This is a genomic window from Streptomyces chattanoogensis (assembly GCF_001294335.1).
Lineage (GTDB): Bacteria > Actinomycetota > Actinomycetes > Streptomycetales > Streptomycetaceae > Streptomyces > Streptomyces chattanoogensis.
This window is the reverse complement of record NZ_LGKG01000137.1, coordinates 71,194-84,494: the sequence shown is the minus strand read 5'-3', so window position 1 is coordinate 84,494 and position 13,301 is coordinate 71,194. Positions and strand designations below refer to the sequence as shown.

The following is a 13,301-nucleotide window of genomic DNA, read 5'->3' as shown; positions in this document are numbered from 1 at the left end:
CCTGGCGGTGGTCAGCGGCGGGAGCGTGCGCCGGAGGCGGCGTACGGGCCGGCTGCCGGTGTTCGGCGGGGGCGGGTGGTGGCCCAGGAGTTGCGGGCCCAGGTGGCGGCGCGGGCTGCGGTGATGCGGGTCTGCTGCCAGGCGCTGAGCTGGTCGGGCTGGACCGAGACGGACGTGGTGCGGATGCGGTTGGAGGGCGGGACGTGGCCGCGCGGGCGCATCACCGGCTGGGGGTCGGCCAGGGCGGTGGAGAACGCGGCCACCAGGTGCATGGGGGTGGTGGAGGTGAAGTTGGCGTCCCAGGTGCGGCCGTGCTCGGTGCGGGCCCCGGCCCACCAGTGCGCCTGGCCGGGCTGGTCCTGGCGGAACTGGAGCCAGGCGCCTCCGTCCGGGCTCATGGCGGTGAAGTGCTGTCCACGCTCGGTCGCCCAGCGCTGCTCCTGCAGCGGCGCCCAAACGTTGGGGGCGTGCGCGGAGCGGGGGCGGGTGAGCGCGTCGGTGAACCCCGCGACGATCTCGACAGGGACCTGGCGGCTGAACATCACGTGCCACGCGTCCTGGCCTGAGGTCGCCTTGCCGGAGATCGACCAGCCGCCGGGCTGGATGAACGGGTCGTACCCGATGCGGACGGACTTGTCCGGGCTGTCGAAAACGAGCGGGCCGCCGGGCTTGGACTTGTCCTTCCAGCCGGAGGCGCGCAGGAACTCGGAGACGTGCCGGATGTCTCCGCCGCCGGCTAGGTGGCGGGGCTCCACCAGGTAGTGCTGCTCGGCGTGTTGGGCGTTCGGCCCCCACCCGGTCCACTGCTGCTTGTTCTTCATCGGCGCCGCCGGGTGACGACCAGAGCGGAGGCGGTCGGCTGGGCGACCGTGGGGGTGGCGGTCTGGGGCGGGTTGCCGAGTCGGCGGAAATCGGGGGCATGGTCGTCGAGTTCGACGCACAGTCCGCCCAGGTCGTTGGCGGCGCGGCCCAGGGCGAGCCACATCTCGGGTGGGAACGTGCCGCGTTCGGCCTGGGTCTTGGTGGCGCGGGAGCCGTGTTCGACCAGCGTGGTCAGTTGGCCCAGGACGCCCTGGTCGGGGTCGAGGACGGTTCCGAGGATTTGGGCCACTTCGTGGGGCGGGGCGCTGGGCAGGTAGGCGGCGAGTGCGCCGAGGTTGCGGGCGATGTCGTGGGCGAGATGTACGGGGGGCGACTGCTCGGTCATGAGCCTCCTGGAGGGGCGGGCGGGGTTCCTAGCTCGGCGGGCGGAAGCTGTCGCGGTGAAGGACTGCGCCGTGGCGTCGGGCTTCGCCGAGGGCGGCCTCGGGACGGCCGTCGGCCAGCGGGTTGGTCCGGTGGCGGCTGCTGACGGTGACTGCGCGCAGGTAGCGGCGGAAGAGGGCCGCGGCCAAGCGGGGCTTGCGGCTGTCGGTGATCGGAGGTGGCATGTGGTCGGCTTCGGGGATGGGCGGGCTCCAGGGGAGGTGAGGGGTCGGCCCCGGGGCGGGGCCGGCCAGCTGTGGTGGTCAGAGGGCCAGGGGCGCCGGTGTCGACGTAGATGACGCCGTCGGCATGGTCGATGAGCACGTCGACGGCGTGCTCGTCGGCGAGGATTCTGGCTGTCAGGGATCACCGTCGCGCGGGTGCGGCGGCACGGCTGTCGGCGGGCGTCGCGGGGCCTGCAGGGTGAGGTCGTGCGGGTGGGGTCGGTGCGCGGTGGTTGCGGATCTGCGCGACGGCATTTCGGTAGGCCGCTGGGTCGAAGAGGTCGTCGGGGATGTTGACCACGTATCCGGCCAGGAGCAGTGAGGGGACGGCCCGTGTGGCGAGCTGCTTCTTCTCCTCCTCGCTCAGGTGGCTGGGGACTTCGTGCCAGACGTAGACGGGGCCGGCTGTCACTTCGGTCTTGCGTTCCAGGCCGAGGCTGTCGAGCAGGGCGAGGAGCTTGTCCGGAGCGCTGGTGGGGGTGTCGGCGTGGATGGTGTCGCTCAGGGGTTTGCGGTAGATCTCGACGTCGGTGCCTTCGTCGTCGGCGCGGTTTCCCACGTGCGGGTTTCTCCTGTTTCCACGGTGGCTATCGCCGCCGAACAGGCGGCCTGGACGGGGATGTTGCTGCGGCTCGCCGTCGGCGGGTCATCGGGACCGGGCTGCGGAGGTGACGGCCGGGGCGGGCGGGGTGACCGAGGTGGTGTCCAGGGCGGGCTTGGGCTGGGGGTGGCGCATGCTGACACCGACGCCGAGCGCGTACAGCTGCGCGCCCGCTGCCCGGACGGACTGTGCCTGAACGGCACTGTCGTCGCCGGACAGGACCAGTGCCGAGTGGTCCGGTGTGTAGCAAAAGCCGTTGTCCCGCAGGACCTGGATGACATCGGGGCGCTCCGGGGTCTCCACAAGCAGGTTCCGGTCGGACCAGATCATGGTCACGTGCTCGGGCTCCGGTGCGGAGACAAGGCGGGAGGCGTTGTGCTGGACCTGGGCGCGGGCCTTGTCGTACCGGGGCAGCAGGTCGAAGGCGATGTCCTCGGCGGCCCGGTACGGGTCGTCGGGCACCGCGATGCCGTCCGGCTCCCGCACGTCGCGGAAGGCTTCGGGGTGGATGCCGGCGGGGGCCATGGCGCCGACGAGGAATTCCTCGCCGCTGCGGGGGCGTGCGATGACGTACAGGCGGGTGCCGTCGTCGCGGGTGAGCACGGCGTCCTGGCCCAGGGCGTACTCGGCGAGGGCATGGGCGACCAGGTTCAGGTCCCAGACGTCTTCGGCACGGGCGAACTGGTCGGTGTACTGCTCGTGCAGGTGGTGCTCGCTCGTCCAGGTGCCGGGGAGTTCCTCGGCGAGGGCGGCGGAGAACGATGCGAGATCGGGGATGTCGTGGGGGTGGGGCATGTGTTCCTCGGGGTGGGGTCAGCGCCGTCGCGCCGCCGGGCCAGATGTGGCGGGAGGCGGGCTGGGGGTGGTGGTGATCCGTGAGGTTGGCGGGCAGACGCAGACGGCGGAGGCTTCGGGCTCGTCCGGCGCGACTTCGGCGCTGCACGCGGTGCGCTGCGGATGAGGCTCGTGCCGGTCGGCGAGTTCGTTGCGTAGGTGCGAAAGGTCGGACCGGATGACGTCCAGACGGCTCTCGGCGAGGTAGCGCAGCCGGCGGGCGGTGGCCGGGTCGGCGCTGTGGCCGAGGTCCTGGCAGAACTCGGCGGTCGCGGCGAGCACGTCGTCGAGTGCGGCGAGGACGCCGTCGTGGGCGGCGGTCAGTTCGGTCAGCGCGTCGGCCACCTCGTCAGTGGTGGTCGCCGCGCGGATCCGTTCGGAGAGGTGGGCCACCGAGGCGCCGAGCGGGAGATAGTGCGGCTCGCGCAGCTGGGTGTCGAAGTCGGGGTCGCAGTCGACGTGGTAGCGGACGGCACGCAGGCGGGCGACGGCGCGGGTGGCGAGACGTTTCTCCTCGGCTTCTTCAAGGCCGGTGGGCAGCCGGTGGTAGGTCTCGTGAGGTCGGACGATGGGGACGAATCCGGTGCGCTGAAGGATGCTGTGGGCTTCGGGGTCGCCCCCGCGGGCGAGGACTTCCCCGGAGTGCGCGTCGCGTCCCAGAGTCACGATCCGGTCGGCGAGTGCCAAGGGCGTGACCTTGCGTAGGGCACCGCACCGGCGTGCAGATGCGGCAGTCGGTGGCTGAGATGCGTGCTCGGCGCGGAGCGCGATGGTGCGGTCAGAGGGTTCTCCTGTGGGATGTGTGTGGTGCTGTGGCAGGCGGGCTGGCGACCGGCGCTCGTTGCTTGGCGCCGGGCAGGTCGGCGGCGGTGGCTTCGAGGTCTTGCTGGATGCCGTGCAGCCGGCGGGCGATCAGCTCCAGGCGGTGTCCCGCGGCGGGCCCGTAGGAGTGGGGCAGGTCGTCCAGGCGGTGGGCGGCCTGCTCGACGAGGCCCCGCACGCTGGCGATGGGCCCGGTCTTCTCGTCGGCGAGCTGGCACATCAGATTCGCGAGTTGTGCCGCCACACTCGCAGGCGACTGCGTGGCCGAGGGGTTGGGCAGCTCGGTGTGGCGGGCGGGGGGACGAGCGGTGTAGGTGCGATGGAGCGTGGGGCGGGCCGGCACAAGACCGAGGTCGGATTCGATGCGTCGGCATTCCGCGGCCAGGGACTGGTGGAGATTGTGGTGGTGTGCCCATCGGCCGTCGAGGCGGATGAGGTTGGCGATCAGATCGAGTCGGCCGGGTTGGGCTTGCAGGGCGACCCAGCGGCATGCCTGCGCGTCGTCCGTGGGGGCGACGCCGGTGGCGTCGGCGAGGCGGTGGGCGATCTGTGACCACTCCGGTGGGGTGAGCTGACGGTCGTTGGGGTGCAGGCGGACCGCGACATGGAAGATCGGCTCCTGGAGGCCGCCTGGGCCACCGGTGCCCCAGGGGAACATGACGGTTGGCTCGTCGAGGTGCTCCCACCAGTCGGCGAGCATCCACGCGCACCGATCGTCGTCGGCCAGGTCGTCCTCCAGAGCCGAGCGGGCGACGATCAGGTCGCCGAGCACGTCCTGTTCGGCGATGGGGCGGCCCAGAGCAGCGGCGAGGGCCTCGACGGCGAAGTCGCTGTTCCTGTGGATATGAGGAATCACCGGCCACCTCGGACGTCGGCTATGTGAACGAGCTGGTTCAGCGCGGTGGTGGAGTACCAGCCGCAGTCGATCTCGGTGTGGGCGTCGGCGAACTTCGGGAGCAGGTAGTCCTCCAGGGCGCGCAGGTAGATGAGGCAGTCCGGGCAGCGCCGGGAGAGGTGGACCATGTAGCGGGGGTGGGCGGTGATGAAGGTCTGCTGCCCGCCGTTGGGGTCGCGCAGCCGCCAACCGTCCTCGTCGGTCGGTGTGTGCCAGGAGGGGGTCACCACCGTCATGGCGTCGCCCCACAGTTCGCCGCCGGCGACGCCCTTGAGGATGACGACCTGGTCGCCGGGCCGGAAGTGGGCGTGGGTCATGTCCCGGTCGGGTGTGAGGACGTCGGCGGGGGCGTAGGGAGGGCGGGTGGCTTCGGGCACAGAGGGAGTCCTTCCACGAACAGCGCGGGTGGCGGTGGGAGGATCAATGGTCCGGACGATCCCCGGTTTCGCTAACCGGGGATCGTCGGGTATAAGCAGCCCTCGCCCCGAGGCATGGGGGCGCGCGGGGCGCTACTGGAAGGGGTTCTCGGTGCCGCGGTCGTTGTCCGTGGCCGCGTCGAGAAGTTCGGGGAGGTCCGTGCCTTCGGCGTCCCTCTGATCGATCCACCACCCGGCACGGGTGATCGTTCGGATCTTCTCTTCCAGCGTGGCCCAGTCGGCCTCGTCCCAGCTGCCTTCGGTGACCAGCGCGGTGTAGGAGGCGGTGACCAGCCGGTGGCGGGAGCGCGCGCCCCAGTCCAGCGCCTTCTCGGGTCCTTCGAGCGGCGGCATCTCGAACTGCTCAGCCCACTCGGCGGCGGCCTGCTGCTCGGCGGCACGCTTGGCGGCGAGCCACTCTTCCTTGCTGGCACTGTCGCCGTCACGGGCGGCCTTCCAGCAGTCGGTGCAGTCCTTGCCCGCAAGCCAGCGGGCGAACCCGGCCCGCTGGTCGGCGGGACGGTTGGACAGGTTGTGCGTCACGGTGTGTCCACAGGCGTGGACAAGTTCCCAGGATGTGCGGACGGCCATGGGGAATCTCCTTGCAGATAAGGGGTGTTCAGTGAGCGGCGTGAGCCGCTGTGCGGCGGTGCCGGCCCCTTCGGCGGGCTGTGGCGCCGGGGACGGCGAGTCGGCGGCGGGCGCCGACAAGGACGGCGAGGGTGAGCGCTGCTCCGGCGGCGGGCAGCGCCGGGCCGATGCCGGGGCGTTCGGCGAGAGCGCCGGCCAGTGCGGTGCCGGCGGCCTGGCCGGTGCCGACCGAGGCGATCAGCCAGGCGTACGCCTCGGTGGTGGTGCCGGGTGGGGCGAGGGCGTCCACGGTCAGGAACGCACTGGTGATCACGGCGGTGAGCAGCAGGCCCGGCACTGCCGCCAGCACCGTTGCCGAGACTGGGCCGGTTGCCGCTGCCAGAGGCAGCCATCCGGCGGCGAACAGGACGGCTGCCGCCAGGAGTTGCTGGGTAAGAGTGCCGGGCCAGGTGCGCCGCCCGTACAGGAGTCCGCCGAGGAGGCTGCCGGTGGACAGGGCGGCGGGGATCAGTCCGGACAGCAGGTCCATCCCGGTGCGGTCGGCGAGGGCGACGGCCCAGACGTTCATCGCGCCCAGGGCGAAGCCGACGCCGCTTATGGCGAGGAACAGCCACCGCAGTCCTGGGTGGTGCAGCGGCCCGAGGGCGCCGGTGGGGCTGGTGGCGGGCGCTGGCCGCCAGTTCCGGGAGGGCGCGGCGGTCAGTACGACGGCGGCACCGACCAGGCCAAGGGCAGCGGTGGCGCACATCGCGGTGTGCGGGCCTGTCGTCGTGGACAGGGTGGCGACCAGCGGTGGCCCGGCGACGTAGATCAGTCCTTGGGTGCCGGTGTCGAGCGCGAGGGCGGCCCGGCGGCGCTCCTCGTCGGGCAGGACTGCGGGCCACAGGGCCCGCAGTCCCGCTTCCAGCGGTGGTGTGCTCAGCCCGGCGAGCGTCACGAGACCTGCGGCAACGCCGGGTTGCGCGGCGGCGCGGATCAGTGGCAGGGCCAGCAGGCTGATGGTGGTGATGAGGACTGCTGCTGAGGTGACCAGAGTCTGGCCGCGCCGGTCCACCATCCGGCCCAGGGCTGGCTGTCCGAGTGCGGAGGCCAGTCCGTACAGCGCGCACAGCAGGCCACCGGCGCCCAGAGATTCGCCCTGGTCGGCGGCTAGGAGGAGGATCGCGATGGGCGCCATGCCACCTGGAAGGCGGCCGATCAGGGTGCCCACCAGCAGGCGGGCGACATACCGCTGGCGCAGCAGCGGACCGGAGCCGTTGCGGGAGCGGTGGGTGGCGGAGGCCAAGGCGAAGGGGTGCTTTCCGTGATCGGGTCACCCCTGGGCGCGGGGTGCTAGTGGTGGCGGGCGGCGCCGGTGACCGCGGCCACCGCGGGGCCGGAGGGAGGCGTCGTGTTGAGTGCCGGTCGCACGGCGGCGTTGGTGAACTGGGGGCTCGGGGTGCGGTGCGGTGGCAGGACGGTGACGGTGGCGCCGAGGTCCTCGGCCGCGGAGTGGACTTCGCGGGTGAGGAAGTCGAGTTGCCGGTCGAGGGCGTGGAGTCGGGCGGCGACCTGCCGGCCCTGCACGGTTTCCAGGGCGTTCGCGAACTGGCCGGCCGTATGCAGGAGTTCCTGCAGGCGGACCATCGGGCCGGCGTCGTATCCCTGTTGCGTGGCGCTGAGCAGCGCCTCGGAGACATCCCCGGCGGCGCGGGCCTCGACGACGTCCTGGAGCAGCTCTTGCAGGGACACCTCGGGCGCGGGCTCCGGACGGTTGAAACGTGAGGCGTCCGGGCGCAGGACTCCGGGCGGGACTGCTCGCGGCAGCGCCTGCCCGGCCGCGTACTCGTCGGGGTAGTGCCCGATTACGTCCCAGCCCGGCGCGTCAGGGTCTCCGACGAGGGCGATCACGGTCGAGGTGTCGTCCTCGACCAGGTAGGCGAGTGTGATGCGGCGGCCGTCGGCCGCGTACCACGACTCGATCAGGTCCAGCTCGCCCCGTCGCTGCGTGGCCTGGGCCATCTTGGTCCACCTCTGACGTTCCTCGTCGGTCAGCTCGGGTTCGCGCTGGTAGTGCTGGTCGGCGAGGTCGGCGGCGATGCAGCCGTGATCTGCCCAGGCGGCCAGGTGGGGCCACGCGGCCGTGTGTTGCTCGCGCTCGGCGGTCGAGCCGGGGGCGGCGGGGCGGTCGAGGATGCGGACGATTTCGCCGTGGGCGGCGGCGAGGGAATCGAGCAGGGCTCGCCAGGCGGCGATGTGCCGGGCGGGCGGCAGCTCGTCGAGGGTGTGGCGGGCCGCGTCCAGCAGGTGGCCGGCGTGCGGGACGAGGTAGGTGGCGTATGCCTCGACTGCCGCCTGGTTGCGGCGGGCACGGACAGATGAGGCGGCGTAGTGGTTGAGGGTCCGTCCGTAGCGGTCCCGGGTGGTGTCGAGCGCTTTCTCGCTCTCGCGGTCGATGACGGCCATCCGGAGCCGAAAGTCGCGGGCATGACGGGAGAGTTCGGTGGCCGTGGGGATGTCGGCTATCGCTGCTCCTGACGGTCGGTTGTCAGTGGCCGGCCCGGGGCCTGGGTGGAGCGAAGCGGCTGGGTGCCGGCATTCACCGGGACCGCCCGGTCGCGGAGGACGCGAGGTGGACGGTGGGTGCGTAGGTGGGCTTCGGGGGCATCGGCCGCGCAGAGGGTGGTGAGGTGGTGAGCGCTGGACCGCGCTGAGGCGACCGGCCGGCGGCAGCCTGTGCGATGCGGCTGCGCCGCTCCATCAACCCGTTGGAACGGACAGGGCGCGGTGGGCTGGCCGAGGCTGCGGGGTCCAGAGCGATGTCGGCGTGCACGGCGTAGCCGTGGCGGCGCAGGTCGTGGATGGCCTGGCGGGTGCGGCGGGGGCCGTCGCGCTCGGGCTCGGTGAGCCGGAAGAGGCCCGGCTGGTCGGGGACGGGCTCGAACTGCTCCCGATCGAGGTACCAGTGGGCCAGATGGGCAGGCATGGAGGAGGTGAAGGCAGCGACGAAGCCGTGCTGCTCGTGGGTGCCGAAGGCGAAGTGGGTGCCAGGATCCAAAGGGGCTCCTTAAAGGTGGTGGTGCCGCAGGTCAGCGGCGTGGGGAGGGCCGGCCCGGCGGGAGAGCCGGGGGCGGCGCCAAGACGGCAAAGGCGGGGCGCTGTTGCGGGGCCGCCGCTCGGGCCTGGCGCAGGAACGATTCGCCGTGGGTGAGCCAGATGTCGATAGCCGGCCACGTGCGCGTGTTGCGCTCCGGGCGGGTGAGCGGAGTGCCGCAGGCCATTTCCTCGCGCACCGTCTCGGCGTCACGAAGGGCGTCGGCCAGCTGCGCGAGAGCATCGGTGTCCCCCGGCCACGGCGTGGCAGTGGGGCGGCACCGGTCGAGCAGCGCGGGAGCGTGGTCCAGGACGGTGCGAAACTCGCGCCAGGCGCTGTCCAGGAACTGTTCGGTCGCGGCGCCGAGCGCGTCGATGCCCAGCGGGGTGGCGTCGCTGTACCGGCCGGAGGCGACCATGGCCGTCCAGGCGTCGTGCTCGGTGCGGATGCGGTCGAGCGCGCCGGCCACGGCCGCGGTCCGGCGGGCATGGACGGCCCGGTCGTACGCGGGGAGGTATCGCTGCGTGATCACCTTCGCCGCGCGGCCGGGGATGGGCGGAAGGACAATGCTCGTGGGGGCGTGGGGATCGCCGTAGCCCTCTTCGAGGGACTCGGGCGCGAAGGCGCCGAGCAGATAGCCGAGTGGGTGGCCGGGGCGTTCGACGAGCAGCAGGGTCGTCCCGGAGGTGTCGGTGAGGGTGGCGGCGTACGGGATGCGGGTGGTCTGCACGGCGCGGCCGAGTTCGCCGTTGTCCCACAGCCACGGCACGAGGTCCTCCTGCCACACGGGGTGGGAGTAGATCTCGACCGTCGCGTTCCACTGCCCGGGCAGCAGGCGGGCGATGTCGCGGGCGGCGTCGCCGATGAAGCGCCGGCTGCTGGTGGAAACGCTGGTGCGGTGCCGCTCGGCACAGCGGATCAGGCCGGCCACCGTGGCGCGAGAGGCATCCGGGTCGTCGGCCACAAGGCGGTAGACGCCGGCGTCGCCACGGCGGAAGCCGGACTCCTCCAACGCGGTGTGGGCCCAGCGGTACTGCTCGCCGCCCGCGATGGCGACGATACCGGCATCCCGGCTGTGGCTCAGGACGATGTGCGCGTCAGCCACGGGCGAGAGATCCGCAGGTGCGCAGGGCGGAGCGCAGGCTGAGTCCGTAGCCGTGTGCGTGCGCGCGGGCCGCGGCTTCCAGCTGGTCGTAGGACGCCTGCTGGGTCATCTGCCCCGGGTGCTTGCGGTACCGGTACACAGGCCGGCCCAGCAGAATTCCAGGGGCGAGAACCGCAACGCCGACGGCCGCGCAGTAGTCCTCCCCTTGGACGAGTCCGCCCATCGGGGCTGCTCGTACGAGGTCGGTGCGGGCGAGGATCGTGGTCGGCCCGATCGGGATCGTATCCTGCGGCCGTGCCCAGTAGTTCATGACGTCCCCGGCGTCGTGCCGGCCGGGCGGCGTCGGGCAGCGCCACAGACGGGTCGAGCCGTCGGGGTGCAGGTCCTCACTCCACCCGGCGCACCAGCCCACCCCGGTCGCCTCCAGAGTGGAGAGTCGTACCGCCATGGCGTCGTCGGTGAACTCGTCGTCATCGTCGGCCCAGTTCAGGTACGGGGTGCGGACGTGGGTGAGGGCGAGGTTGCGGGCGCAGGCGGCGCCGACCGGGCGGGGCAGGGCGAGGGTGCGGATGCGTGGGTCGGCCGCGAGGGGGGCGGGCAGGCGCGCGGGGTCGGCGCCGTCGAGGGCGATCACTGCCTCCCAGGGCACTGTCTGCCGGGTGAGGCTGGCGTGCATGGCGGCGAGGTAGCCGAGCCGGTCCTCGCGCAGACGGGTGGCGATGACGACCGTGATCAGGGGCGGGGTGGGCGAGGGCAGGGGAGGTTCTCCGGGATGCGTGTGAGGTGGGTTAGCGGCGGGCGGCGGAACGCGAAGGGCTTCCGCTGACCGAGGCCGGCGGGGGAGCGGCCTGGGGAGGTGTGGTGCGCACCGGTGTGATGACGGGGGCGGGCGCCAACGAGGACCAGTGCGCTGGGTTGTCGCTGAAGACGGTGCGAGGGTCGGTGTTCCAGTCCACGACCGGACCGATGTCTTCGTGGACCAGGTTGATCACTTCGATCCCGTGAGGGTGCAGGATGTAGCCCCACTGCAGGTCCTGTTCTTCGACGGTGTCGTCGTTCACCGTCATGCGGACCGGCGGGGAGCCGTCGGTGGTGATCAGGTCGTCCAGGGTGCGGCTGGGCCACTGCTCGCCGCCGGTCAGGGCGGCGACGAGCGCGGGCGGGGCGCCGTCGAGGAGGTCGGTGCCGAGCTCTTCCCATGCGATGGCGACGTCGTCCACGAGGTGGCGGGACATTGCTTCGAGGCGGCGGTTGAACCGGTACTGGTACGCAGTGAGGAGCAGGGGCAGGTGGTGGCTGGGCACGCCATCGAGATGGACGTATATGCCGGTGTAGCCGGACCCGGTGGGGCGGGCGATGAAGGAACGGGTCGACAGGAGGAGCCTCCAGGGAGTTTCGGGATCACCGGCCCGGTCTCGGGCCAGCGGGTGGGGCGTGCGGCGGGGCCGGGGGGAATCCGGACGACGCCCGTGCCTGGCTCGGCGGTGGGAGGTTCAGCGATGGCGCGGGGTCGTACACGGCGCGCAGGGTGGTCAGATCGGCTTCGTCCGCGATTGCCGCCACGGACAGGCTGCGGCTGGCTGCTTCCATCAGCAGCTTGGGCGGCGAACCCTTCGCCGCGCCGCGGTGCTGGCCGCGCCACTGGGCGGCGGCGAAGAGGTAGTCGCTCACGGCACGCAGGACGGGTTCGGCGGCGTCCAGAAGGCGCTGGGTGACGGCGCTGAACTCAGCATGGGTTTCCGCGGCGGCGAGCGCTGCCAGATACGGGGCCAGGTCAGGGTTCGGCAGCGGCTCCTCCGGCAGCGGGTGCTGGGACAGGAACGGCTTGGCATCCCGCTTCGCCCAGCGCAGCAGATCACCGCGGGTGGCGATGCCGTAGCGGGCGGCGGTGATCTGGTCGGCGTCGCGGCCCACGTTGTCGTACAACTCGAAGTCGGGGTGGGACAAAGAACTCCTTGGAGCGCGAGGGTGCGTCAGAGGGGCCGGGTCAGGAGGTGACGGGCGGGCCCGAGGCGTCGGTGCGGGCGCAGGTATAGCCGACCAAGCGGGAGGGGGAGGGCCGTCGCGGGGACGGTGGCGGCCGTATACGTAGTGACCGGCGGCCCGTGGGCGTGGTGACGTCCGGATACTTCGGGCCAGGGGCTGCGGTGGAGAGTGTGGACAGCTGGGTCTCCCGAGAGAGTGGACTCAGGCAGCGCCGCCAGCGGGGGCGCTAGCGATGGAGAGCGGAGCTGGTGGGGCTTGGCACGGCGGGACCGATGGCCGGCCTGGCGGTCAGTGCCGGTTGCGCGGCGGCGGGAGCCGCCGGGAAGTGGCGGAGGTTGACGCCGATGCCGTGCGCGGCCAGTTGCTGTGCCACCGCCTGGATGCGCAGGGCCCGGCCGGTGTCGCCGTACGCGGCGGGCAGGAGGAAGGCGGCTTGGTGCGGGTGGTATTGGAAGCCGTGGGCGTACAGCGGCATGCGGGCTTCCTCGGGCACGCTCGCGTATGGAACGCCGAGGGCCCCGTCGTCGTACCAGGTCAGGGTGACGACCTGGGACACCTGCGGCGGGGCAGGCCGATGCGGCGGCTCGGGCTGGGACAGGGCGTTGTCGAAGACCGCGATCAGCGCGCGCTGGTAGCGGGGCAGCAGGCGGCGGGCCACGCGCATTGCGGCACGCACGGGGTCGGCGGGCACGGCGATGCCGTTGGGCTCGCTGACTCCGACGAAGTGGTGCGACTTGACCTGGTCGTCGTCGGGTTCGAGTGGGGCGACGAGGAACTGATCGCGGTGCAGCGGTCGGTCGATGACGTAGAGGCGCTGCTCATCAGGGCCGATGAGGACGGCGTCGTGCTGCAGGACGAACTCGCTTACCGCCCAGTCGACATGGGCGAGATCCCAGACCTGTTCGGCGAGGGGGAACTGGTCCTCGTAGGCGGCATGGCGGTGGTACTCGCTCGTCCAGGTGCCGGGCAGTCGGTCGCCGAGCGCGGCGGCGAAGGAGGGCAGGTCGGTGCGGGACGAGGGCATGGGCTCCGTGAGGCTCGTGGGTGGGTGGGCGCCGTCACCAGCTGCGCGCAGTGCGGACGGGGGACGCGGGCGCGGACGGCCTTCGGGCCGGGGCGGCGCTGGGCTGTTGTGCCTGGCGCGGAGCTGCGTCGGCCAGGGCGGCAACGTGCCGGTAGGCGCGGATCACTTCCTTCAGGCGCTCTACCGCGTCGGCGCGTCGCGCGGCCAGGATGTCGATCTGAGTGGCGCTGTTTTGCAGGACGCCGAGAGGGTTGATCGTCGATTTCCCGGCAGCGACGCGTGTGAGGTTGCCAGCGGCTTGCTGGGCCTGGGAGGCGAGTTGCTCGTTTAGGTGGTCCAGGTGGAATGAGGCAATGACTACGAGCTGCGCAACGGTGTCTTCGGCGCTGTCGGGTGTGTGGAGCCGGCCGAGGCGGCGGGGAGGGAAGCCGAGGGCGTCGATGACCATGTGGGAACCGACACCTGTAGCGAGCCTCGGGCTGGCG

At 72.0% G+C, this 13,301-nt stretch carries 18 protein-coding genes; all 18 read right to left on the bottom strand.

What is annotated here, in order from left to right:
• Positions 1–11: 11 nt before the first annotated feature.
• The 18 genes from ADL29_RS18105 to ADL29_RS18020 all read right to left on the bottom strand — a co-directional run bounded on the left by ADL29_RS18105 (position 12) and on the right by ADL29_RS18020 (position 13,264).
• Positions 12–821, bottom strand: coding sequence for an SPDY domain-containing protein (locus ADL29_RS18105; RefSeq protein WP_053924683.1), 810 nt, complete (start codon positions 819–821; stop codon positions 12–14).
• On the bottom strand, positions 818–1,207 hold the full coding sequence (locus ADL29_RS18100; RefSeq protein ID WP_053924682.1) for a hypothetical protein: 390 nt from the start codon (positions 1,205–1,207) through the stop codon (positions 818–820). Before ADL29_RS18100 ends, ADL29_RS18105 begins: the two co-directional genes overlap by 4 nt.
• Before the next feature lie 28 nt (positions 1,208–1,235).
• Positions 1,236–1,430: a hypothetical protein gene (locus tag ADL29_RS18095; RefSeq protein WP_053924681.1), complete on the bottom strand. Its 195-nt coding sequence runs from the start codon at positions 1,428–1,430 to the stop codon at positions 1,236–1,238.
• Positions 1,431–1,611: 181 nt separating this feature from the next.
• A complete protein-coding gene (locus ADL29_RS18090; protein ID WP_063788488.1) occupies positions 1,612–2,028 on the bottom strand; it encodes a hypothetical protein in 417 nt (138 codons plus the stop codon).
• An 87-nt stretch (positions 2,029–2,115) separates the two neighbouring features.
• The gene (locus tag ADL29_RS18085) at positions 2,116–2,865 is read right to left on the bottom strand and encodes a hypothetical protein (RefSeq protein WP_053924680.1); all 750 of its coding nucleotides are present in this window, start codon (positions 2,863–2,865) and stop codon (positions 2,116–2,118) included.
• Positions 2,866–2,883: 18 nt separating this feature from the next.
• Positions 2,884–3,591, bottom strand: coding sequence for a hypothetical protein (locus ADL29_RS18080; protein ID WP_053924679.1), 708 nt, complete (start codon positions 3,589–3,591; stop codon positions 2,884–2,886).
• A gap of 91 nt (positions 3,592–3,682) precedes the next feature.
• Entirely contained in the window at positions 3,683–4,582 is a 900-nt protein-coding gene (locus ADL29_RS18075) for a hypothetical protein (RefSeq protein ID WP_053924678.1), read from the bottom strand.
• Complete coding sequence (locus ADL29_RS18070; protein WP_053924735.1) at positions 4,579–4,938, bottom strand: hypothetical protein; 360 nt, start codon at positions 4,936–4,938, stop codon at positions 4,579–4,581. Before ADL29_RS18070 ends, ADL29_RS18075 begins: the two co-directional genes overlap by 4 nt.
• Positions 4,939–5,130: 192 nt before the next feature.
• Positions 5,131–5,628 carry a hypothetical protein gene (locus ADL29_RS18065; protein ID WP_211274336.1) on the bottom strand — a complete coding sequence of 166 codons (498 nt, stop codon included), beginning with the start codon at positions 5,626–5,628 and terminating at the stop codon, positions 5,131–5,133.
• 28 nt (positions 5,629–5,656) lie between these two features.
• The gene (locus tag ADL29_RS18060; protein WP_053924677.1) at positions 5,657–6,913 is read right to left on the bottom strand and encodes an MFS transporter; all 1,257 of its coding nucleotides are present in this window, start codon (positions 6,911–6,913) and stop codon (positions 5,657–5,659) included.
• Positions 6,914–6,960: 47 nt separating this feature from the next.
• On the bottom strand, positions 6,961–8,073 hold the full coding sequence (locus ADL29_RS18055) for a hypothetical protein (RefSeq protein ID WP_053924676.1): 1,113 nt from the start codon (positions 8,071–8,073) through the stop codon (positions 6,961–6,963).
• Between the two features lie 133 nt (positions 8,074–8,206).
• On the bottom strand, positions 8,207–8,665 hold the full coding sequence (locus ADL29_RS18050) for a hypothetical protein (RefSeq protein WP_053924675.1): 459 nt from the start codon (positions 8,663–8,665) through the stop codon (positions 8,207–8,209).
• Between the two features lie 31 nt (positions 8,666–8,696).
• The gene (locus ADL29_RS18045) at positions 8,697–9,806 is read right to left on the bottom strand and encodes a hypothetical protein (RefSeq protein ID WP_053924674.1); all 1,110 of its coding nucleotides are present in this window, start codon (positions 9,804–9,806) and stop codon (positions 8,697–8,699) included.
• The gene (locus tag ADL29_RS18040; RefSeq protein WP_078971085.1) at positions 9,799–10,542 is read right to left on the bottom strand and encodes a glycosyltransferase family 2 protein; all 744 of its coding nucleotides are present in this window, start codon (positions 10,540–10,542) and stop codon (positions 9,799–9,801) included. Before ADL29_RS18040 ends, ADL29_RS18045 begins: the two co-directional genes overlap by 8 nt.
• 52 nt (positions 10,543–10,594) lie before the next feature.
• Complete coding sequence (locus ADL29_RS18035) at positions 10,595–11,110, bottom strand: hypothetical protein (protein ID WP_107095009.1); 516 nt, start codon at positions 11,108–11,110, stop codon at positions 10,595–10,597.
• A 97-nt stretch (positions 11,111–11,207) separates the two neighbouring features.
• Complete coding sequence (locus tag ADL29_RS45315) at positions 11,208–11,753, bottom strand: hypothetical protein (protein WP_053924671.1); 546 nt, start codon at positions 11,751–11,753, stop codon at positions 11,208–11,210.
• A 265-nt stretch (positions 11,754–12,018) separates the two neighbouring features.
• On the bottom strand, positions 12,019–12,816 hold the full coding sequence (locus tag ADL29_RS18025) for a hypothetical protein (RefSeq protein WP_053924670.1): 798 nt from the start codon (positions 12,814–12,816) through the stop codon (positions 12,019–12,021).
• A 34-nt stretch (positions 12,817–12,850) separates the two neighbouring features.
• The gene (locus tag ADL29_RS18020) at positions 12,851–13,264 is read right to left on the bottom strand and encodes a hypothetical protein (protein ID WP_053924669.1); all 414 of its coding nucleotides are present in this window, start codon (positions 13,262–13,264) and stop codon (positions 12,851–12,853) included.
• Between the last annotated feature and the right edge of the window lie 37 nt (positions 13,265–13,301).